16 protein-coding genes are annotated in these 23330 nt (G+C 43.7%); all 16 read right to left on the reverse strand.

Annotation, left to right across the window (positions count from 1 at the left end; genetic code table 11):
• Positions 1-1241: FAD-dependent oxidoreductase (locus JL57_RS12385; protein ID WP_034142362.1), on the reverse strand; the 1241-nt coding region annotated here is incomplete at its 3' end.
• Positions 1238-1783 (reverse strand): 2-oxoacid:acceptor oxidoreductase family protein, encoded by a 546-nt coding sequence (locus tag JL57_RS12390; RefSeq protein ID WP_034142363.1) that lies wholly within the window; start codon positions 1781-1783, stop codon positions 1238-1240. The genes JL57_RS12390 and JL57_RS12385, both read right to left, overlap by 4 nt.
• A 479-nt stretch (positions 1784-2262) precedes the next feature.
• A complete protein-coding gene (locus JL57_RS12395) occupies positions 2263-4539 on the reverse strand; it encodes a xanthine dehydrogenase family protein molybdopterin-binding subunit (RefSeq protein WP_034142364.1) in 2277 nt (758 codons plus the stop codon).
• Between the two features lie 19 nt (positions 4540-4558).
• Positions 4559-5020 (reverse strand): (2Fe-2S)-binding protein, encoded by a 462-nt coding sequence (locus tag JL57_RS12400; protein WP_034142365.1) that lies wholly within the window; start codon positions 5018-5020, stop codon positions 4559-4561.
• Positions 5017-5880, reverse strand: coding sequence for a xanthine dehydrogenase family protein subunit M (locus JL57_RS12405; protein WP_034142366.1), 864 nt, complete (start codon positions 5878-5880; stop codon positions 5017-5019). Before JL57_RS12405 ends, JL57_RS12400 begins: the two co-directional genes overlap by 4 nt.
• 599 nt (positions 5881-6479) lie before the next feature.
• Positions 6480-8213 (reverse strand): sigma 54-interacting transcriptional regulator, encoded by a 1734-nt coding sequence (locus tag JL57_RS12415; RefSeq protein WP_291300021.1) that lies wholly within the window; start codon positions 8211-8213, stop codon positions 6480-6482.
• Positions 8214-8434: 221 nt separating this feature from the next.
• A complete protein-coding gene (locus JL57_RS12420) occupies positions 8435-9847 on the reverse strand; it encodes a trimethylamine methyltransferase family protein (RefSeq protein WP_034142368.1) in 1413 nt (470 codons plus the stop codon).
• Positions 9848-9861: 14 nt separating this feature from the next.
• Entirely contained in the window at positions 9862-11823 is a 1962-nt protein-coding gene (locus JL57_RS12425; RefSeq protein WP_034142369.1) for a hydantoinase/oxoprolinase family protein, read from the reverse strand.
• A gap of 86 nt (positions 11824-11909) precedes the next feature.
• Positions 11910-13367 carry a trimethylamine methyltransferase family protein gene (locus tag JL57_RS12430; protein ID WP_034142370.1) on the reverse strand — a complete coding sequence of 486 codons (1458 nt, stop codon included), beginning with the start codon at positions 13365-13367 and terminating at the stop codon, positions 11910-11912.
• A 23-nt stretch (positions 13368-13390) separates the two neighbouring features.
• Positions 13391-14026, reverse strand: coding sequence for a B12-binding domain-containing protein (locus tag JL57_RS12435; RefSeq protein ID WP_034142371.1), 636 nt, complete (start codon positions 14024-14026; stop codon positions 13391-13393).
• Positions 14027-14040: 14 nt separating this feature from the next.
• Positions 14041-15519 carry a trimethylamine methyltransferase family protein gene (locus tag JL57_RS12440; protein ID WP_034142372.1) on the reverse strand — a complete coding sequence of 493 codons (1479 nt, stop codon included), beginning with the start codon at positions 15517-15519 and terminating at the stop codon, positions 14041-14043.
• A gap of 26 nt (positions 15520-15545) precedes the next feature.
• Complete coding sequence (locus tag JL57_RS12445; protein WP_034142373.1) at positions 15546-16181, reverse strand: B12-binding domain-containing protein; 636 nt, start codon at positions 16179-16181, stop codon at positions 15546-15548.
• 465 nt (positions 16182-16646) lie between these two features.
• Positions 16647-18215, reverse strand: a complete 1569-nt coding sequence (locus JL57_RS12450; RefSeq protein WP_045690987.1) for a BCCT family transporter — start codon at positions 18213-18215, stop codon at positions 16647-16649.
• A gap of 508 nt (positions 18216-18723) precedes the next feature.
• On the reverse strand, positions 18724-20547 hold the full coding sequence (locus JL57_RS12455) for a sigma-54-dependent Fis family transcriptional regulator (protein WP_045690988.1): 1824 nt from the start codon (positions 20545-20547) through the stop codon (positions 18724-18726).
• A gap of 105 nt (positions 20548-20652) precedes the next feature.
• On the reverse strand, positions 20653-21450 hold the full coding sequence (locus JL57_RS12460; RefSeq protein WP_034142374.1) for a methyltetrahydrofolate cobalamin methyltransferase: 798 nt from the start codon (positions 21448-21450) through the stop codon (positions 20653-20655).
• A gap of 641 nt (positions 21451-22091) precedes the next feature.
• Positions 22092-23330 (reverse strand): sigma-54-dependent Fis family transcriptional regulator (locus tag JL57_RS12465; RefSeq protein WP_034142375.1); only part of this gene is annotated, 1239 nt, incomplete at its 5' end.

Genomic DNA, 23330 nt, shown 5'->3' on the forward strand with positions numbered 1-23330 from the left:
GCTGTGGAGACAAAGCGCTCTGCAGGAGTCACATCTCCGCCCGCAAAAATTCCAGGTCGATTAGTCGCTAAATTAGCATCGACCCTGACTAAAGATTGTCCGACATTGATTACGCTATCCCAACCGGTCAATTCGGCATCTTGTCCAACCGCCAAGATAACATTCGTTGCAGAAACGCTAAATTCAGTACCAGAGAGTGGAATTGGCCTAAGTACTCCTGCAGGAGAATTCTCATCTAACGTAACCCTGATACAGTGCAAACTAAGGGTTTCAAAACTTATGCCTACATTCTGAACCATAACACCCGCTAAAATCTCGACTCCTTCTTCCAAAGACTCAGTCAGCTCATCAGGCTGAGCGGGCAGTGACTCTCTAGCCTCTAAGGCTAGTACCTTAACCTGACTACCTAAACGCCGGGCTGTACCAGCGACATCTAAGGCCACACTACCTCCCCCGATGACAACCACGTCTTGCCCTAATGGAGGAGCTTCTCCACGGTTAACCTTTTCCAGAAAATCTAAGCCGTTAAACACCCTGAGGTTATCTACTGAAAATTGGGGGAGTGTTTTAGAACTCTGAGCCCCTAAAGCCAGGAAAACGGCTGAATATTCCTTTTCTAACCCGCTTAAATCACTGGCCTTAACCGAATGATTCAACTTTACTTCTATACCTAGTGCTTCTAAGCGTCTTAATTCCCCATCCCAGGTTTCCTTGGCTAATCGATAGCTAGGAATCCCATAGCGCAAAACACCGCCGAGTTCGGGACGAGTCTCAAAGATGGTAACCTTATAACCAAGTCTTTTGAGCTGATAAGCACAGGATAGTCCTGCTGGTCCACCACCGATCACTGCTATCTTCTGGTCTAGTGCTACCGTTGGCTGGGGTAAGGCCCACCCCTCACTCAAGGCTAAATCGCCAACAAATTGTTCAAGGGCATTGACCGCGACTGCACCATCATATTCACGACGATTACAGGCACCCTCGCAGGGATGATGACAGATTCGCCCAGTTACCGCGGGAAAAGGATTGTTGTCCACAAGAGAAGACCAAGCCTCTCGATAGTGTTGCTTCCTGGCTAACATGATCCAAGTAGGTATCTCCCCGTCAACTGGACAGGCACAGTGGCAAGGTGCTAAACGCTTTTGATAAAAGGGGATAGCACTACGCCAAGTCCCTGTATTCAAAATATCCGTCCAGCCGGTCGTCCAAATAGAAGGTACTTCCTTAAAGGTCTCTTTCATTTAACACCCCCCTTTCTAGTTAATCTATACCCATCCTCACAGCATTTAAGGTTTTGATCCACTTTAACCGGGCTCATCTCTGAGACAACTTCACATAAAACCTCAAGGGTGGGTTGACCTAGCAAACCAGCAACCGCCCCAACCAAGGTTGTATTAACGATCCGTCCTAGCTTATTATCGCTAGCTATAGCCATGGCATCTATGGTAACAATCCGAAACCTTCCTAAACCAGTAAAATGTTCGGGCGGTTGAGCTGAATTGATGATGACAAAAGTATTCTCAGTCGCACCTCTTAAGAGAACATCATTAAGTAGACTGGGATCGAAGCAGACTATAACATCTGGATTTTCAATGTTACAGCGTAAGCGGATAGGTTGGTCATCCACTCTAATGAAAGAACTGACCGCTGTACCCCGTCTAGCTCCTCCGTAAGTGGCATAAGCTTGGACATATTTGCCTTCCCGGAAAAATACATTCGCTAAAATATCCCCTGCCATTTGCGCCCCTTGACCGCCACGTCCCTGAATAATAAATTGCAGCAAACTCTACACCTCCTCCAGCTTTTTAATACAAACTCATTCAATGCAAGTTAACGTCCAACTTTTTCATTTCTGGAGGATTTATCCTTAAAGGACCTAATCTTGAGTGTGGACGGTAGTATTTACAGCCTGAACAGTAAGGTTTATTCTAAATATTCTGATTTTTATTTTAAACTTGGTACAATAATATACCGCGCCCCTTCAGTTAACAACTGAATTAAGACTATTTCGCTTCTAAAATAAGCCTTTATAGCTGGTACAACAATTTACCAGGGATTATTTTCTACTTCACCCTTACTAAGGACTGTTTTGTCATTAAAACACCTTAGTGATTTGTTTTTTGGTATGTATATGTACCAAAAAACAAATCACTAATTAATTCCAAGGACTTCATAATTAGCGTGGAGACACATTTTTTACATGGTTTCCACGCTATAAAACTTGTTAAAACTCCCCGACGGTGCTTTTCGGAATTACATCTTCTACTGATCTTTATTCTGCAGTGCAGTCAACACTCTTTCTGGAGTCATCGGCAACTCTTTGAATCTGATTCCAATGGCATCATAAACTGCATTGGCAATAGCAGCAGCCGTAGCCACTAACCCAGATTCCCCTACACTTTTAGCTCCAAAAGGTCCAGTTTCACTAGCTGCCTGGACTAAAATTGTTTCAATTTGCGGCATGTCTACTGAGGTCAGAATTTTATAATCCGACAAATTAGAATTTAAGGGCTTACCTGTTCCCAAATCAATACGGTAATCCTCTGTTAAGGCGTAACCGATTCCCTGCTGAACTGCTCCTTGAATTTGGCCTTCTACTGAGGCCGGGTTTACAGCCGTTCCAACGTCGTGAGCAGCAACCACTCTTATGACCTCAATGATTCCAGTTTCGGTATCAACTTCGACTTCGGCAAATTGGGCAGCGTAAACGGGTGGATTACCTGGTGGTTCCTCACTTACTGCTCCGATAAATTGATGACCATGGCTACCAAAGTGAGCAGCATGGGATATTTCTGCGACGCTCAGTGATTTGGAGGAATCGTCTCGCGCCCAAACTCTGCCCTCCTTCACCTCAAGTCCTTCAACAGGGATATCTAGAAGTTCTGCAGCCATTACCAATAACTGTTCTTTGGCCATTGTAGCGGCCTTTTTTACAGCGTTTCCTCCAGAATAAATCTGGCGACTGGCATGACTACCAATGTCAAATCCATTGACATCTGTATCCGACATTTTGCTAATCATGACCTCGTTGAAGGGAATCCCAAGCTCTTCGGCGGCAATCTGGGATAAGGATGTAGCACTACCCGTCCCAACATCAGAATTACTGAAATTCAAATTGGCACTACCATCTTCATTGATTTTAATAATAGCGGCAGAGGTTTCATGGAGCATCGGTCTAGCCCCGCTCACATGCATCATGTAACCCATCCCGACTCCACGCTTTTTAACCCCTTGACTTATTCGTCCATTATTTCTTTTTTCTGTCCACCCGATTGCTTTAGCACCACTTGCAATAGACTCCTCTAAGCCGCAGCTTTCAATTGCCCAACCACTCCACATCCAAACCTCTCCGGCACAGGGGTGATTCTTGAGTCTCAGCTCCAGAGGATCTATACCCAATTTTTCTGCGATATCATCCATCTGTGATTCTACGGCAAACACCACCTGAGGGTTTCCATAACCGCGAAAAGCACCACATTGTGTAGCGTTAGTATAGACAGAATAGTTATCTACTTTTATGTTGGGAGACTTATACATAGCTAAAAACCAACCGGCCACAGGTCCAGCCAAGGAAGGGGTATGTGTGGCATAAGCACCGCCATCAATATAAGAGGTAAACTGGCGAGCCGTAAATGTACCATCTTTTTTCATACCGGTTTTGAGAGTCATCGTCATAGGATGTCTGGATTCTGTCGCTAAAAAGGCTTCTTCCCTCGAATATTTGAGCATAACCGGTTGCCCAACCTTCATAGCCAATAAAGCGGAGATTGGTTCATTAACCACCCCTAGACGACTTCCAAATGCTCCTCCCACCGACGGCTTTATGATGCGAACCTGTCCAATCTTTAAGCCTAAGGCATGGGCTGTAATTCTCCGAACCAAATGAGGCATTTGTGTCGATGTCCAAATGGTGACACGACCATCCATGTCTGGTGCCGCCATGGAAACTCCACAGGGTTCCATGCTTACTTGGTTGACTTTGGGCACCTGATAAGTGTCTTCAAAGACATAATCTGCTTCAGCAAAGCCTGCCTCAACATCTCCAATTACGACTGGTGTATGCCCATAAGTATTATTTTCGGCGTCGTGTAAACGTGGCGCTCCTTCCGCCAAAGCTTGTTCCATACTTACAACAGCAGGCAACACCTCATATTCAACTTCGATAAGCTCTAAGGCTTGAGTTGCCGTCTCTTCATCAACAGCTGCCACTGCAGCAATTCCGTCTCCGACATAGAGAGGAGTATTTGTGAGAATGTATTGATCCTCAACTAGGATTGCCCCTGGTGATGGAGGAAACCCAGCACTATTCCACAAAATTTTCGGCGTATCCTCATAAGTTAAAACAAGCTTAACCCCTGGCAATTGCTTGGCCTTTGAGGTATCAATCCTGATAACCTTAGCGTGAGCGTAAGGACTACGCAGCACTTTACCAACCAACATATGGGGCAACACCATATCCCCGGTGTATAAAGCACTCCCACTGACTTTTTCCCGCGCGTCTACCCGGGGTAATGAATGACCAACAACAGAATAACTCATAATTGCTTCCCTCCTTTCCCTATCGACGACTTACATCCATAATCGCTTCGACGACCTTAACATACCCTGTACAGCGACAAAGGTTTCCTGTGATTCCTTCTCGTACTTCTTTTTCTGTCGGATGAGGATTGCTATCTAATAATGCTTTAGCTGTCATAACAATTCCCGGGGTGCAATAACCACATTGTATTGCCCCGTGGGCAACTAGTGCTTCCTGAATAGGATCTAATTCCATAATCCCACCTATGCCTTCAATCGTGGAAATTTGCTTACCCACTGCATCGACCGCTAAGATAAGACATGAGTTGACTGGCTTACCATCCATTAATACTGTACAAGCACCACATTCCCCGCTGTCACAGCCTTTTTTTGTACCAGTCAGGGCCAAGTCCTCTCTAAGCACATCCAATAAGGTCTTTTTTATCGGAACATTAACTAGATATGTTTCACCATTAATTTGCAAACTTATCGGTGTCATCATAGTTCTCCCCCCCAAGCTTCAACAAGTGCTCGCCGTGTTAGAACACCCACCATTTGCTTACGGTAACTGGCGGTGCTCCGAACATCGTCAATTGGGTTAACTGCCTGCTTAGCCAATTCCGCTGCCTGCTCGAAAGCGCTCAGGGTTGCCAAAGAATCGGTCAAACTATCCTCCGCATCCTTGATACGTAACGGAGTCGAAGCAACAGCACCAACAGCAATCCTGGCTCTGATTTGCTTTGTTCCCGGCTGAGGCGTTAAGAGCACTGCTACATTAACTAAGGCAATTTCATGACTTTTGCGCTTTCCGTGTTTATAAAACACACCCTTACTGTTCAGCGGTGGAAGATCCATTTCTATGGCAGTAAGTAGTTCTCCTTGTTGTAACACCGTTTGACTAGGTCCAACATAAAACTCCTGCACAGGAACCTTGCGTGACCCACTAGGTCCTATAATCAGCAAGCGTGCCTCATACATTAAAAGAACTAAGGCAACATCTGCCGCAGGAGATGCATTACATAAATTACCACCAATCGTTGCCAGATTACGCACTTGAGGAGTACCCAAACTCCTTGCTGCCTCAACCAATACAGGGAAGTGAATACGAACCAACGGGTTCTCGATTAGGGAGCTTATTTGTGTTAAGGCACCTATGGTGATGGTTAGGCCCTCATAGTTGATTCCCTTAAGTTCTGTCAAGCCTTTAATATTGACGATGCCCCTCCAGTTTATAGGGCCTTTCTTCATTTTAACTAACAGATCAGTTCCCCCTGCTAAAGGTCTGACTTGATCTCCCAAATTAGCTAGTATAGAAACTGCCTCTAACAGGTTTCCAGGTTCCCAGTAGTTTAAATCCGACAAAAGCTTCACCCCCTAGAATATTTCAGGTTAAATTACTTGAATGAATTCCCTTTAGCAACCTAAATTTTACGCACTTTTACTAAGTAATAGTTTTAATATTCTGATTATTGATCAGTAAAAAATAAGGAAACTGCGCAATAGCATTTTCCAAGCACCCTGTCTCTTTTAGTGGGAGGACTACCTCCCTTTCCCAGCACCGAAACACCAAGAAACACCCAAAGGTATCAATTAAAACCGTGAACTTTTTGTAAATATCTCTGACAGACTTTCGCCTTATCACCACCTTGCTTCTCAACTTAGTCATAGATCTCTACCCAAATGGCGAGTCACATGACTGTATTTTAATGCAAGATGAATTCCTAATTTCGTTAAGAACCTCACTATTAGCCTGAACAGCTTATCTAGCGTACTATACAGTATAATTTAGGCTTTTAACAGTTCTTTGAACCAGACTGGATCATGATTCAAAAATAGCCTTGGTACATTACAATACCACTTTTTCCTGACATTTCCTGAAACACACGCTATAAGCCGACTATTATTTCAATCTCTTCGATACACAATTTACCACTCTTTCCAAGGAATGTACCACCTTTTAACTAATCCGCTGACATTAATTTATATTTTTGAATTTTACGTAGCACTGTGGGGTGGGAAACACCTAGAAACTTGGCTGCCTGCCTTATCGTTGGATAGGCCTGCAAAGTTTTACGCAAGAGTTCTATTTCCAACATTTCAATGGCTTTTTCGAAAGGCAGAGGTTCATTAACCTGAATTACGAGAGCCTGTTGTTCAGGTACGCTGTTCACATTAAATGGCAGATGTTTAAGAGTCAAAACCTCATCCTCATTCATAATCAGCATTCGTTCAATCAAATTTTCTAATTCGCGAACATTACCTGGCCAAGGATGACGTTCAAAAGCCAACAAAATTTCCGGCTCAAATCTAATATTGCTAGAATATTTTCGGTTAAAGCCTTCTAAAAAGTGGATAGCCAAAGGGACAATGTCATCTGTACGCTCCCTCAGGGGAGGGAGGTGAATGGGTACGACATTTAAGCGATAAAAAAGATCCGCCCGAAAACTATGTTGGGCTACCATTTCTTCTAAGTTTTTATTCGTTGCGGTCACTACCCGCACATTAAATTTAATGGGTTTGGCAGCACCGACTCTAAGTACCTCCTGTTGTTGCAATACTCGCAATAATTTAACCTGCATTGTCATCGGCATTTCCGCGATCTCATCAAGAAGTAGAGTCCCGCCCTCACAAAGTTCGAAAATACCTTTTTTCCCTCCACATCGGGCACCTGTAAAAGCTCCCTCTTCATAGCCAAAGAGTTCTGATTCGAGCAAGTTTTCCGGAATAGCTCCACAATTGATTTGTAAAAAGGGCCCATTGACACGAGGACTTAACTCATGAATTAAGGTGGCCACAATTTCCTTTCCTACCCCGGACTCCCCAGTAATTAAGACGTGTGAATTTACATGAGCCACACGAACTATCAGTTTAAAAACCCTCTGCATACTCGCACTTCGGAATATGAATTCCTCATGACGCCACAGCTTTGTTCTCAACTCCTTAATTTCGTGGGCATAGCGGATATTCTGTTGCTCCGTAGTTTCTATCCGTTCTCGCAAAAGATTCAGTTCAGTCATATCACGTATATTACAGACTACACGTAGAACTTCCCCTTTTTCATTAATAACGGGGCTGCCAGTAATTAAAATTTCTTTACCGGTTTTTATTTTTTGTTTGATAGTCACCGGTTTTTTTTGGCTCAGAACAAGTAAGGCGACCGCTTGGGAAACTGTACCGTCATCTTGAAGCTCTCTGACATTACGGCCAACTCCATTGTCTTGCTTGGACAAACCTGTAATTCTTTCATAACTAGTATTGACTCTTAATAGAGTACCTTCTCCATCAATAATCCCAACGCCATCGTAAAAGGATTCGAGAATAGCCTCAAATTCTTTATTTAACTCTTTAACGTACCCTAACTCCATAGCTAAAGATTCGAGGTCAGAAACATCTTGAAATACTGCAATTGCGCCAACTACCCTGTCGCCTTCAATAATCGGTGTACGATTGGTGACCATAATTAGGCCGTTTTGTTCAAACTTTTGCCCAAACGAGGGTTTACCACTATAGAGTACCGACGTAAGTCCAGCAGGTAATAAATCACTGAGTTTCTGTCCAATGACTTTACCAGCAGCGACTCCCAGCATGCGCTCCGCCTGGCGATTAAAGATTGTAACTCGCTCTTCGGCATCAATAGCTACAATTCCATTATGCACAGCATTAAGGACCTCGTTCAATTTATTAAACCATGACAACCTTTGCCACCTCCCCAATCCAGTATTTGTTTTCTACCTTTCATCCTCCTCTTCTTTGTATCTTCTAACATTCCACACCTTCCCTTCATATCCTTCCAAGAGTGCATAATTTATCCAAAAAAGCTCGCCTTCCTGAAAAAAAAGTTCATAGCCAATTTTTCCTTTCAACTTAAGTTGGAAAAGAAGATTGACTATGAACCTTGCTTATAATTCAGTCAGTATTAGATACCAGCCATTTCTTTCAGTTTTCGCTCAATTGACTTGTCTAAGTAGGGAATTTCATAATTATCTACGATTTCATTAACGCGTTTTTCAGCTTGATTAATCATTGGCAAAGAGTCGTTTAATCTCCATTGGTCATAGGTTTCCCGATTCGATAGGGTCGGCTGCCAAAACTCAGTACGGAAATTTTGATAAGTATGGTCTGAAGTTAGAAATTGTCCCCCCGGACCCACATCATGGATCAGTTGCACAGCTAAATCGTCCACATCAAGCTTAGTTCCTCTCAGGAAACGCCGTACCATGCTGCAAAGTTCGTCATCCATAATGAATTTTTCCATCGACATGGACATGTATGATTCCAGGATACCTGCTGCATGGAGAACAAAATCCACACCCGCCATTCCGGCAGCCTGAAGACTCATCATACTTTCATAGGAAGCTTGAAGGTCCAAGATTTTACTATCTGTTAAGCATCCCCCGGCTCGGCACGGCAAACCGTAGGAGTGGGCTATTTGGACTGCGGTGGCAATGATCCAGGCTCCTTCGGGAGCACCAATACTTAAAGAGCCGTTACGCATCTCAGTGATTGACGAGGCTGAACCATAAACCACCGGGGTTCCCTCCCGAATCGTTTGAGCAAGGGTGATTCCTGCCAGTATTTCCGCATTCTGCAAAGCGAGTGCACTTGCCAGAGTAGCCGGTGAGGTTGCTCCGGCCATGCCTAAGGACGCAATAATCACGGGTTGTCCTGCTTCTGCATAAGCTATCAGGGCCCCAACCATTCGTTCGTCCAACATCAAGGGAGTAATTGTATTAATCAAGCTTATCATTACTGGTTGTTTCAGAATGCCTTTTTCACCATCGAAAAGTATTCCAGCCATCCTTAAAGTATCTTTAGCATGTTTCTCCCCAGTTGCACTGCCCATAAAGGGTTTATCCGAGTTAACAATACAAGCATATAACATGGCATTATGCCTGTCTTTTTCAGCAACATCACTAGGCTCTACCAACACTCCGCCAGAGATCCCCATATTGGCGCTCGAGCCAGAAAGCTTAGCAAATTTGATAAAATCTACGAAGGTAGCCTTGCGCCTCAGACCTGAAGCCAAGGTAACATACGGTGCTCCGTATCCTGGAGCAAGAACCGGGTCTCCAGCGCCGACGGTGATATTTTTACTGGGATTTCTGGCATGAATGGTAAATTGGCGAGGGGCTTTAGCTATAGCCTCCATTACTAGTTTAGGCGGAAAATAGACACGTTCTCCCTCTACTTTAGCACCAGCAGCCTGTAAAACTTCCCTGGCCTCTATATGATCAATATTAACTCCGGTACGTTCCAAAATTTCGAGACTTGCTGCTTTTATTTTTTCAATTTCTTCGGGTACAAGTGTCGCAAGAGTTGGCCTTGTCAAAACCGTGTCCCCCTTTATTCCTCCCAACTAGGATGACCGATGGCCGTGACCTCAAGGCGCGTTTCAAGAAACACGACGTCATCTCCTCCGGCCGTATGACTTAGTACTTCTTCTTTCTCAATGAATAACTCCGGATTAAGCACTCCCGCGCGTTGTGCTCTCTGCAGAGCTACTTGCTTGGCTTTGTCTAAAGCATTCTTTTCGGCCTCTTCCAGATATAAAAAGGCTTCCCGTTTCCAAGGCGCATGGACTACATACCCCCCTGCTACACCTGGTTTAATCAGGATGCGAATGAGTTCAGCAACCTGACCGGAAGCTGCACCCACCGCATTAGCCACTTCGGCATGTAACGGTATCATAACTGGGGTATTCAAGGTATTCCCTACCGCGGGAAGATAGCCTGACACCGGAGCCCCTAAAGCAATAATCGGATAATTAAGCCTGATCTCAGTCTTAAATCCCCGCTTGTGACAACCATCAAGCAGAGAGCTTAATAGAAATGCCACGCTTGGCTCAGTGTTAAGATTGATTCGCAACCCCTCTCGGTAGGCAAAACTTTGTAAAATAGTCATACTAAGAGCGGTTTGGATTTCATTCAAGACTTTATCTGCAAATTCGTCCAGTCCTATTCTCAATCTATGCGCTAGAATCCTCGCTCCTTCCTGAGCAGCTGTGACATTATAGTCTGTAAAGCTACCGAGGACATGCAGTAAATCCGTGGGGGTAAAAGAAATTCGACCAATTATCTGAGCCCGCTCTAATTCTTTTAAGGGCAATAAGTTTGGATCACGTCCCACTTTGTCTGCAAGAGCAAAAATATTGTGAGCACTGCTCTCTAGAGCGTGGATTATTTGCCATTCTGTCTGATTCCAGCGGTCTCCCTGGACAGGTTTCTTGACCAACATAAAGCAATCCGCTGGTTGGGTATCGATTATTTCCCGATTCGGGTCAACTCTCTTCAATTCTTCGATGAGAAGAGGATACTTGTTAGCTACGACTGACAAGGGCCAGACCCTTCTCGGCCCGATGATTAGTTTTCGATCCTTGGAAACCTGGATATAACTGTCTCCGCCCAGTCCAAAGGTACTGATTTCTGCAGCCTCAACACGGGTCTTCCACCCTCCTACTGTGGCTCCCTCACAGTTCATCCTGGGGCGACCGTTCTCTAGGATAGCAATGTCTGTCGTGGTCCCACCCATATCTAAGGCTAGGGCGGATTCAGTTCCGGTTAGAAATATTGCTCCCACAATACTGGCCGCAGGCCCTGACAGGATGGTTTCAATAGGCTTTTCCCGAGTCATCTCTTCACTCATCAGTGAGCCATCCCCTTTGACAATCATCAAAGGAGCTGAAATTCCCTTCTCTTTGAGAACGGCTTTGACCGCTGCCAGAAGTTCGGCAATGATCGGTAACAGTCTAGCATTTAGGCAGGTCGTCACTGTTCGTTCGTGAAAACCGAGAGCAGTCGTGAGTTGGTGGGCACATACAATCGGTACATCCCAAAGCTCTTGGATTATTCTTTGAGCATTCTGTTCATGTTCTGGATTCCGAATACTAAGATAGCCGGAAATTGCAATCGTATCGACCTGACCATGCATTTCAGTCACTGCTCTTCGGATAGCCTCAAGATCGAGTTCCGCTAGAGGTATCCCTTTAATATCATGCCCGCCTCTTACAACAAAGGTCTGCTGGGCAGGTAGGTTGCCGGTTGACTCATGCCCTATGAGAATTAAGCCAACCCGACAACCACGACCCTCAACAATAGCATTCGTAGCTAAGGTCGTGGACAGTGATACGAGCTGAACTTGACGCGGGGTAAAGTCACCCATGTTCTCGATACAGTTTCGTATTCCAATCGATAAATCTTCACGTGTCGTAAATGCCTTGGCCTTTTCCCTTACTTCCCTGGTCTCTAAATCAAGAAGCACCCCATCTGTAAAGGTTCCGCCAGTATCAATCCCCAATACTAGGGGCATAGCCTGTCACCCCTTTCTAATCCATCTTCCAGTTTTCGAACCCCCACTTCTACAAGTGGGGGTGATACCCTGTCCTCATTGCCGACTTAACGAACTTTTTGTTCAGACCGTTCTACGATGGCCCGAATTTTTTGCTGAACATCCTTCGGAAGTGGATCTGGTTCATAATTTTCTATGATATCTTTAACCTTTTCATTGGCTCGTTGGAAGAGAGTTTTTTCTCCGTCTGCCTGCCAACTCTCATAACGTTGACGATTAATCAGACTTGGATAATATGTTTCAGTTTTAAAGTGTTTCATCGTGTGATCCTCGGATAAGAAATGTCCTCGTGGACCTACTTTATCAATCAGATCTAAGGCTAGGGTCTCATCGGTCACCTGGATACCGCGCACTAAACGACGAGCCATCCCAATCACGTCATTGTTAATCGTTAGAAATTCTAAGGACGATGTGGAACCATATTCAATATACCCGACATCATGATTTAGATTAGGTCCAGAGAGGGCCGTCATGGCAATGGACATAGCCGCTTCTATTCCCGCTTGTTCATCGACTAAATTGGAGTCGGAGCAGCCAGCAGTCCCGAACATTGGCAATTTAAGGTAGTGAGCCATATCCGCTAACGAAGACATGAGCAGATTGAATTCCGGTGAACCATAGCTGAAAATGGTACTGGACATATCCATAATCGTAAACACTCCGCCCATAATAAACGGAGAACCTTCTCGGGTTGATTGATTAAGCACTAACCCACTTAAGGATTCTGCTAATCCTTGGGTGAGTATGCCTGACATCGTAGCAGGGACTGTTCCACCAGCCATAACGCAAGGCGTATAAACCACGGGCAGCCCTTTTCTGGCGGCCAAAATCAGTTTGGAGGCCGCCTCCCAAGCATGTTGCAGAGGAGAAATCGGCTCTGCGTAAAGCGTCATAAAGGGATTGCGCCGTAATTCCTCAACCCCTCCGGCCATAATTTCACACATCTCAATAATATCGGCGAAGCCATAAATATCATGGGCCGTGGTTACAATGGGTTTACTCGTATTCAGCACTTGAGCCTCGAACTGATGGCGATCCGAGATAAGAAGCGGCACATCCTGAACAATACCCAGGGACATGACAAAATCGAGATTTGGCAAGGCGTCTATCACTTTACAAGCGTTGCTCACCGATTCTTTCGTAGAACGTTGGCGCTTTCCGGTGTAAGGGTCGATGGTGAACGGAGTATCGGAGCCGGTGCCAAAATATGCGTTGTGCCCTTCCAGCAGGACATCCCTAGATCCCGTTCGGTTATTACAAAAAGTCACCCGTTTAGGCACAGATCTTAACGCCCGGTCTACGACCGCTGAAGGGATACGAACTAGGATACCGTCGACCCAACAGCCTGCTTTCTTTAATATATCACGGGCTTCTTCATCATGTACAGTCACACCCGTACGTTCGAGAACCTCTTGAGCCGCTAGTAATATTTCATCACATTGGCTAGGGGAAAGAATGCTGAACATCGGGCTAGCATTTTGTACGTAATTGCTTCTTACAGGCATTGTCATCCTCCTTTCAAAACTTATTAGGCTAGCAGTTTCTTACAAAGATCCGCAGCAGACCCTGCATCCGGGGCAAACCCGTCGGCCCCAATTTCATCGGCAAAGTCCTGAGATATCGGAGCTCCACCGATCATCACTTTTACCTTGTCGCGCAGGCCCTCTTCTTTTAAGAGTTCGATCGTATCTTTCATAGCCAGCATGGTCGTCGTGAGCAAGGCTGACATGCCGATCACACCCGGCTGATGGTCCTTAATCGCTTGTAAGAACTTCTCTGGACCCGCATCCACCCCTACATTGATGACTGTAAAGCCTGCACTCTCTAACATCATGCCGACTAAGTTTTTTCCGATATCATGAAGGTCACCTTTGACCGTTCCGATCACCACTTTACCCGCTGAAGGGATATCTTCACTTAAAATGAGGGGTTTGACTAGCTCCATACCAGCATTCATAGCCCGCGCTGACATTAAGACTTCCGGCACATACATTTGACCGGATTTAAACCGTGCTCCTACGACACTCATTCCCGGGATCAGCCCTTGATTAATAATTTCAACCGGGTTGTCACCCGTCCCGATCGCCTGTTGGGTCAGTTGTTTGACTCGATCTAGTTGACCGGCAATGACGCTTTGAGAAATCTCTTCATAATAATTGGCCATCTCTTTTTACCTCCCTATTTTGAACTCTTCTTCGCTTCCCGCGCTTCCGCTCTATCGACAATTGCTTGAATTTCTGCAATCACACTGTCTGCTAGTTTCTCGGGTTTATGATTATTAATGATAGCTTGGGTTTTTTCCTTGACCCGCTGTCCCATGGACTTAGAGCCTTCTGCCTTCCAGCCGTCATACCTGAGCCTGTTGATCAGGGTGGGTGCCCAGTTTTCACGGAAATGGGCCATGGTATGGTCTTCCGCTAAGTAGTGACCACCCGGGCCGACCTTGTCAATAACATCGACGGCTAAGTGTTCATCATCAACTAGAATACCACCTAGAATTTTCTTCACCATGCCAATGATTTCATCATCCATGGTCATGAGTTCTAAGGAAGAGGTGGCACCATACTCCATATAGCTACAGTCGTGAACAATATTTGCGCCACTTAAACCGGCGATCAGAATTGAAAAGGCTGCTTCAATGCCCATCTGAGTGTCGATCACTTTGGCATCCGTGCAACCACCCGTACTGAACATCGGTATTTTCATGTGGCGGGCGACAGAGGTTAAGGCTGCCGAAAGTAAGCTTAATTCCGCGGCTCCATAGGATAAAATCGTGCTTGACATGTCCATGGTGGAAATTAGTCCACCCATGATAAAGGATGAACCTTTGCGGACTAATTGACCCGCTACCAGTCCTACCAAGAAATCGGCCACTGAGATTACGAGACTTCCTGCCATCGTGGCAGGAGCCACTCCACCTGAGAAAGTACAGGGTGTATATATGACGGGAATATTGGCCTTGGCTGCAAATATTGCTTTATCAATGGCCTCTGACGAATGGCGTAACGGGGGACTAGACTCTGAATAAAGGATAATAAAGGGATTGCGTTGCAGGGCTTCCATGCCTCCCGCCACTGCTGCAGCCATATCCACGATGTCCTGATACTGATCGATCCCGAAACCCCAATGGATAATGGGTTTGGTTGTGTTTTCGACCATAACTTGAAACGCATGAACATCTGCTAACGTCGGTGTGACATCCATGATGGTTCCGCAATCCATGGCATAAGATATATTAGGCAAGGCGTCGACCGTAATCGCTGCCCGCAACGTATCAGACTTCCGGGGACGCCGTCGTTCCCCAGTAAAGGGATCGAGGGTGTAAGTATTCGTGGGTCCTGGGCCATAATAAACATTCTGCCCTTCCAAGAACATGGTTCGTTCACCGTTTCGATTAGAAATAACAATTCGTGAAGGTGCACTACGGATCGCCCACTCGACGAGGTGAGATGGGAAACGCACCGTATTGCCATCAACCCAACAGCCTCCCTTTTTGAAAATTTCTAAGGCCTCTTCACTGTGTACTTCAGCACCCGTTCGCTCCAGCACCTCGAGGGCACCATTTAAGATGGTTTCACATTGATCATCGCTCAACACCTTAAACTGTGGTGTCGTATTTACTTGATAGTTGGCCCTAACGTATTGGCTTTTTGACAAGTCACACACTCTCCTTCCTCAATCTACTAAGCTAGAAGTTTCTTACAAAGATCGGCTGCAGACCCTGCATCCGGGGCAAACCCATCGGCCCCGATTTCATCGGCGAAGTCCTGAGATATCGGGGCCCCACCGATCATTACTTTTACTCTGTCGCGCAGGCCCTCCTCTTTTAAGAGTTCGATCGTATCTTTCATGGCCAACATGGTCGTCGTGAGCAGAGCTGACATTCCGATCACACCCGGTTGATGCTCCTTGACCGCTTGTAAAAATTTCTCGGGACCCGCATCCACTCCTACGTTGATGACCGTATAGCCAGCACTCTCTAACATCATGCCGACTAAGTTTTTCCCGATATCATGAAGGTCGCCTTTGACCGTTCCAATGACCACCTTGCCCGCTGAAGGGATATCTTCACTGAGAATGAGGGGTTTGACTAGCTCCATACCAGCATTCATAGCCCGAGCCGACATTAAGACCTCCGGCACATACATTTGACCGGACTTAAATCGTGCTCCTACGACACTCATTCCCGGGATTAGTCCTTGGTTAATAATTTCAACAGGGTTACTTCCGGCCTCGATGGCCTGTTGAGTCAGTTGTTTAACTCGGTCAAGTTGACCGGTAATGACGTTTTGAGAAATCTCTTCATAATAATTGGGCATTTCTGCTTCTACCTCCCTTGTTAAATTTAATAATTTTGCCGATTAAAGATTATTGCAAATATTGTGCCAATTATAATAATGAACAAGAATCAGCATTTTGAGCCGTTTTTTGCGTTGTTTGCGTTTTCCAGATTACTAAAATATCTCATTTTGGGATATTGATATCATCCACTTCCCAAAATTCTGTGATATATCCGATGTCGGAGGGATTCTCGATTATCCTATTATAGGATTCAATAATCTCTTTTTAAGATTATTGGTAATCCTAATCACACAGGATCACACAAGGCAGGGACAATTTAAAGAAATTTATAGCCTGTTTAAAAGATTGTTCATTTGACAATACCTATTTTAAAGCAGAGCCAACTGTACGTTTAACAAACAAAGACCCACTATTGATGATGTGGGTCTTTGTTTCACTAAAGTTTTAACCCTTTAATGAAAGTACATATATATGTTGATTGTTTAAACTGTCTTACTGTTTTGTTTTGTGGGTGCATTATAGTTATTAACTTGTTTAACACTTTCCTGATCAAATTCTTTATTAAAGGCCTTTGTAAGTGATACTACCATGGCAAACATGACGATCATAAACGGAAAGGCTGCAGCAATGGAGGCAGTCTGTAGCGCACTCAATCCACCAGCTATCATCAAGGCGATGGCTACAGCACCGACAATCACACCCCAAGTAATCTTTAGCCCGGCTTTAGGGTTTAATTCCCCACCCGAAGTTAACATAGCCATAACAAATGTAGCCGAGTCTGCCGAGGTAATAAAGAAGATCGCTATGATCAAGGTGGTCAAGATGGTTAGAATGCTCGCCATCGGGTAGTACTGGAACATGGCAAAAATGGCTGTGCTCATATCTTTTGCCACTGCAGCGGCAATCCCACCCTGTTGAACAACATCAACAAACAGGGCACTGTTGCCCATGACTGACAACCACAGAAAACTCATTAAAGTAGGAGCAATGACTACACCCAAGACAAACTCTCTGACCGATCTGCCCCTCGAAATACGCGCAATGAATGCCCCAACAAAAGGACCCCAGGCAACCCACCATGCCCAGTAGAAAATGGTCCATCCTCCAACCCAACCATCATTTGTTTTGAAGGTATCGGCCCAAAAACTCATTTGAACAATATTCTGAAGGTAAGACCCGAAAGTTTCGGTAAAGCCGTTAAGAATATACCGAGTTGGCCCAACGATTAGTATAAAACCCACAATTATAGCGATTAGTACCATATTAGCGTTACTAAGGAACTTAATCCCTCGATTAATTCCAGTTACTGCCGATGTTATAAATAATGCCGTAATCACTACGATGATAACGACAGTTGTCGTCATCCCGGTGGGAAGGCCATAGGCATAATTTAAACCGGAAGCAATCTGAGTAGCACCTAATCCCAGTGAGGTAGCAACCCCAAAGATCGTAGCAAATACTGCAAGAATATCGACTAGTTTGCCAACCCAACCGTTTATTCCTTTCTCTCCAAGTAGCGGATAAAGAGAGGAACTGACTAAAGCTGGTAAACCTTTACGGAACTGAAAATAAGCCATTGACAAGCCGACTACGGCAAAAATACTCCATGGATGTAAGCCCCAATGGAAAAATACATAACGCATGGCAATTTGAGCTGATTCAACGCTCGATTTCTCGCCATAAGGAGGAGCCGAATAGTGATACATGGGTTCAGCTACTCCCCAAAAGACAAGGCCAATTCCCATACCAGCTGCAAAGAGCATGGCAAACCAGCTCCAAGTGCTGTATTCAGGCTTCTCTCCATCTTTGCCTAGGGTAAGTTTGCCATATTTGCTTAACGCTAAAAATATAGCAAAACATAGGAAAAAAGTTACTCCAATTAAATAACTCCAACCGAAATTGTCCGTAATGAATTTCTGTACCGCGCTGAAAGTTGCACCGGCTGCTTTAGGTTGAAGCAATGTAAAGAAAACAAACAGAACCATAATGATCGCAGAAATTGAAAAAATAGTCCGATCAATTTTTCCTAGGAAACTCTTTTTTTCATCCATACTTCGTTCCTCCTTAATCTTTCTCTTTAGTTCGATCATCTGGAGTTCACTTGACCATGGGCACTCCCCCTCCATCTTGCCTAATCGCAGTACAATAATTAAAATTTGGTTTCCAACTGCGTTCAGAGATGTATGATTATCTTTTCTGAATATTAAATTTATTTGCAATAAGCATGCCACTTTAACTTAATGAATGCATACTCATTAAGTTAAGAGGCTTTGTTTCTCGCTTTATTATGCTATATTGTCAATCTAAACGAGCAGAAAATCCTGCATTAATCATTGTTTCAGCGGCACAGTTTTTAGGTCAGCCATGTTTAAGTTTGATATAGTTCTTTAAAAAATTTTCTGAACAAAATTGAAAAGCTCTTCAGACAGACTGCTTAGTTCTATCCAAAAAGCCATCCAATAACTCTGTTGTCTCAATATAAGAACGAAAACCGTAATATTATCGCTGAGTTCCCATAGATAATGCCTTTTGGCGAATCTCAACTTAGGATGACTATCTCTATTTAGGAATTTTGATATCAAGCCCCAGATCTTTTACCTTTCTGTAGAAAGTAGATCTACTTATGCCTAGGCTATCAGCCGCCTTTTCTTTAGCTTGACCGCTACTACCGAACCTTTTCAATGTAGCTACAATAGCATTTTTCTCTAACTCAGCTAAGGTAGGTTGAACATCCCCTGTTGATAGACTGGCATTTTGTTCATAATAGTCATTTACCCGAGAAGACAAGCAAGTACAGTCAATAACATTTTTCGTGACAATATTGACTGCATACTCAACTGCATTTTCCAGTTCCCTTACATTCCCCAACCAAGGGTAAACAAGCATTTTTTTCTGAACTTCTTGTGTAAAGCTGGTAATTTGTTTACCAAGGATCAGGTTATACTTATCTAAAAAATGATAGAGCAGAAGCATCAAATCTTCTTTCCGTTCACGCAACGGCGGAATATAAAACGGAATAACACTTAACCTATAGAAGAGGTCACTTCTAAATAACTTTTCACTGATCATTTCTTCGAGATTGCGATTTGTCGCAGCGATAATCCGGACATCGACCCACACTGGTTTTACTCCACCGATCCGATCAATTCTGACTTCTTGCAACACTCGTAACAACTTCACCTGAAGATGCATCGGCATGTCACCAATTTCATCGAGAAAGATTGTCCCTCCATCCGCTTGTTCGAATTTTCCCGGTTTACCACCGCGACTAGCTCCCGTAAAGGCTCCTTCTTCATACCCGAAAAGTTCACTCTCCAGGAGCGCCTCCGGAATAGCTCCGCAATTTATGGCGATAAATGGGCCGTTTTTTCGATGGCTTTCTTCGTGAATAGCTCGGGCAAATAACTCTTTACCGGTTCCACTCTCGCCTGTAATTAAGATTGTTGAGTCTGTTGCGGCGACAAGTTGCATTTTCTGCTTAAGCATGGTCATCGCCTTACTGGTCCCTAATATTCCGTCAAGAGTATATTTGCGATCTTCTCGAATCAATCGTCCTGCTAATTTTCGCAGCTCACGAATGCTTCGGAAGGAAATTACTAAACCGATAATTTCCTGATCTGTTTTGATGGGTGTTATGGTACTGATAAAGAGGCAGAGTTCTTCCTTGTTTTTATACTTGATTTCTTGTTCGGCATATTGTTGTCCAAAGCTCAGAACTTTTGGAGCAGAAAACTCTGGAAAAATATCATTGATGTGTTGCCCACAAGCTTGCTGAGTAGAAATACTCAATAGCTTTTCGGCAGACTTGTTAACATGGGTTATAAAACCTGCATGATCAATCGCTACGAGTCCTTCGACAATAGAGTTAATGACTGCGCTAAATTGGTTGGCCATTAATGAGAGGCGACCATGCATTTGATTTTCACCAATCTTACTACTTGTTAAAGCTGCTATTTTCATCAAAAAGTCTTGCAACTTGTCTCGATTAGCAAGCAGCTCATGCTTTTCCACTTCGTCAAAAGCAAAAATTGAAATTGTGCCAATTATATTGCCGTTCAAGATGATTGGAGATAGTATTGCGGCTTTGAGTTTGCAGATTATCTTCTGCTGACAATCTTTACAAATGCTGTGTTTAAGAGGTTCGTCATCTAAAACAAAATAACCGCCGTTGTCAACGATATACTTTGTGATCGATCCTTTTCCATAAACAATCCCAATCTCACTCTTGTATTTTCCTGTCCCGGCAATGACTTTCAAGTTGTCATCAATAATAGCAACCTCAAATTCTATCACTGCTGAAATAACATCTGCTATTTGTTGGACATAGGATTGGTTTGATTCTAATTCTGACGCAAACAACGGTGAATACAAGTTCTCACGCATAGCTTTCATAACCTCACCCGTATCCTATAATTTTTAAACCATCAGTTTAAAATTCCTTCGCAACGCTCCTCTCGATGTTTGCTGAGATGTATTGTCAGGCTATCTCTATTCGTACAACCCTTTACGGTGGGCAGTTAAATACTGCATACAGAATGAATCTTGTCCCAATAAAGCCTGAGAGGCATAAACAAAACCCATCATTGCTTTATCAAGTGGATCAAGAATATAGGCATCCATGCCAGCTTCCATTGTCTGAATCATAAAGGCTTGGTTCAAAATCTTGCGGTTAGGTAACCCATATGAAACGTTACTTAGGCCACATGCCGCGTGAACACGAGGATATTCTTTACGAATAAAACGGACTGTATCTAGAACATCGTTACCACACCCATCTCCCGTACTGATTGGGGTGACAAGCGGATCTAGGTAAATATCATCTTCCGGAACTCCGGCTGCTGTAAGATCCCCCACTAATTTACGCACAATCGCAATACGTTGCTCAGCAGATTCTGGAACACCCGTGTCATCCATACACAATGCTACAACTTTTGCCTTATATTTTAGAACCAAAGGTAAGACCATGGCGTAGCGTTCTTTCTCTGCCGTTATGGAATTAACCATGGGCTGACCATTCTTTATAGCGGCAAGTCCGGCCTCCATTGCCTCTGTCCTGGGTGTATCAATACAAAGCGGTGCCGATACTACTTCCTGAATAGTGCGAACAAGCCATTCCATCGTCTCAACCTCGTCATGCACCATAGTACCGCAGTTAACATCTACATAATGAGCCCCAGACTCTACTTGCCTTTTCGCCAACTCCTGAATAAAGGCCACATCCCTTTGCTCAACGGCAGGTTTAACAGCTTTTCTGCTTGTATTGATAAGTTCCCCAATGATTAACATTTGCCTTCCTCCTTCTACTATTTAAGATTATCTATTCATCAGCTAATGTGTAACAGGCAAATACTTTGCTTTTCATTCTTACACCTTCCAACTAGGATGACTGATGGTCATTCTAATGCATTCTGACTTATCGAACTCGCTTAGAGCGTTTATTATCAAACTTCTTCATAATAATATGGCATTTCTTTTTTTCTACCCCCTTCGCTAAATCCAACAGTTCAACCGTTTAATGATCATTGCAAATATTGTGCCAATTCTAATATCTAGCATAAACCTGCATTTTGAGCCGTTTTAACGATTTTAGCCTTATAAGCAGATTGTAATAGAAATCTCATTTTGGGATATTAATTATTTCTAATTTGCTAAATGCCGATATTTAGTGGATCTCCAGTGATTCTCGATTATCCTATTATAGGATTCAATAATCCCGTTTTAGGGATTTTTGATAATCAGCAAGCAAATAATCTTCCAAAAAACTAAAAATATAAAATATAAATTTATAGAACTTGAAATTCTACAAATAATTATTTAATAGAGTTAATAGATATACTCCAATCGTACGTTTAACAAGCAAACCCAGCACACTATAATGCTGGGTCCTTTTTCGGGACATTTAATCTAACAGGGTATTAAACTTGTATCTATCTATATTTGGTAATTATTTTATCTTCTAGTTCCAGATCTTTTACCTTTCTGTAGAAAGTAGATCTACTTATGCCCAGGCTATCGGCCGCCTTCTCTTTAGCTTGACCGCTGCTACCGAACCTTTTCAAAGCAGCTAGGATGGCGTTTTTCTCTAACTCAGCTAAGGTTGGTTGGACATCCCCTCTGGGTAGACTGACATTCTGTTCATAATAGTCATTGACTCGAGAGGACAAGCAAGTACAGTCAATAACATTTTTCGTGACAATATTGACTGCATACTCAACTGCATTTTCAAGTTCTCTTACATTCCCTTGCCAAGGGTATGTTAGCATTTTCCTCTGGGCTTCTTGTGTAAAACCAGTTATTTGTTTGCCAAGGATCAGATTATACTTATCTAAAAAATGATAGAGTAGAAGCATCAAGTCTTCTTTCCGTTCACGCAACGGCGGAATATAAAAAGGAATAATACTTAGCCTATAGAAGAGATCACTTCTAAATAGTTTTTCTTCGATCATTTCTTCGAGATTGCGATTTGTCGCAGCGATAATCCGGACATCGACCCACACTGGTTTTACTCCACCGATCCGATCAATTCTGACTTCTTGCAACACTCGTAACAACTTCACCTGAAGATGCATCGGCATGTCACCAATTTCATCGAGAAATATTGTTCCACCATCCGCTAGTTCGAATTTTCCTGGTTTACCACCGCGACTAGCTCCCGTGAAGGCTCCTTCTTCATACCCAAAAAGTTCGCTCTCCAGGAGCGCCTCCGGAATAGCTCCGCAATTTATGGCGATAAATGGGCCGTTTTTTCGATGGCTTTCTTCGTGAATAGCTCGGGCAAATAACTCTTTACCGGTTCCACTCTCGCCTGTAATTAAGATTGTCGAGTCTGTTGCAGCGACAAGTTGCATTTTTTGCTTAAGCATAGTCATCGCTTTACTGGTCCCTAATATTCCGTCAAGAGTATATTTGCGATCTTCTCGAATCAATCGTCCTGCTAATTTTCGCAGCTCACGAATGCTTCGGAAGGAAATAACCAAACCGATAATTTCCTGATCCATTTTTATAGGTGTAATCGTACTGATAAATAAGCATAGTTCTTCCTTGTTTTTAAACTTGATTTCTTGTTCGGCATAATGTTGTCCAAAGCTCAACACTTTAGGAACAGAAAACTCAGGGAAAATATCATTAATGTGTTGCCCACAAGCTTGTTGAGTAGAAATACTCAA

The sequence above is a fragment of the Desulfosporosinus sp. BICA1-9 genome (assembly GCF_000802135.1).

Excerpts from the sequence above, each read along its gene's own strand:
- JL57_RS12455 (WP_045690988.1), bottom strand. The coding sequence starts at position 20,547 with ATGCGTGAGAACTTGTATTCACCGTTGTTTGCGTCAGAATTAGAATCA.
- JL57_RS12445 (WP_034142373.1), bottom strand. The coding sequence starts at position 16,181 with ATGCCCAATTATTATGAAGAGATTTCTCAAAACGTCATTACCGGTCAA.
- JL57_RS12435 (WP_034142371.1), bottom strand. The coding sequence starts at position 14,026 with ATGGCCAATTATTATGAAGAGATTTCTCAAAGCGTCATTGCCGGTCAA.
- JL57_RS12460 (WP_034142374.1), bottom strand. The coding sequence starts at position 21,450 with ATGTTAATCATTGGGGAACTTATCAATACAAGCAGAAAAGCTGTTAAA.
- JL57_RS12450 (WP_045690987.1), bottom strand. The coding sequence starts at position 18,215 with ATGGATGAAAAAAAGAGTTTCCTAGGAAAAATTGATCGGACTATTTTT.
- JL57_RS12430 (WP_034142370.1), bottom strand. The coding sequence starts at position 13,367 with ATGCCTGTAAGAAGCAATTACGTACAAAATGCTAGCCCGATGTTCAGC.
- JL57_RS12425 (WP_034142369.1), bottom strand. The coding sequence starts at position 11,823 with ATGCCCCTAGTATTGGGGATTGATACTGGCGGAACCTTTACAGATGGG.
- JL57_RS12400 (WP_034142365.1), bottom strand. The coding sequence starts at position 5,020 with ATGATGACACCGATAAGTTTGCAAATTAATGGTGAAACATATCTAGTT.
- JL57_RS12395 (WP_034142364.1), bottom strand. The coding sequence starts at position 4,539 with ATGAGTTATTCTGTTGTTGGTCATTCATTACCCCGGGTAGACGCGCGG.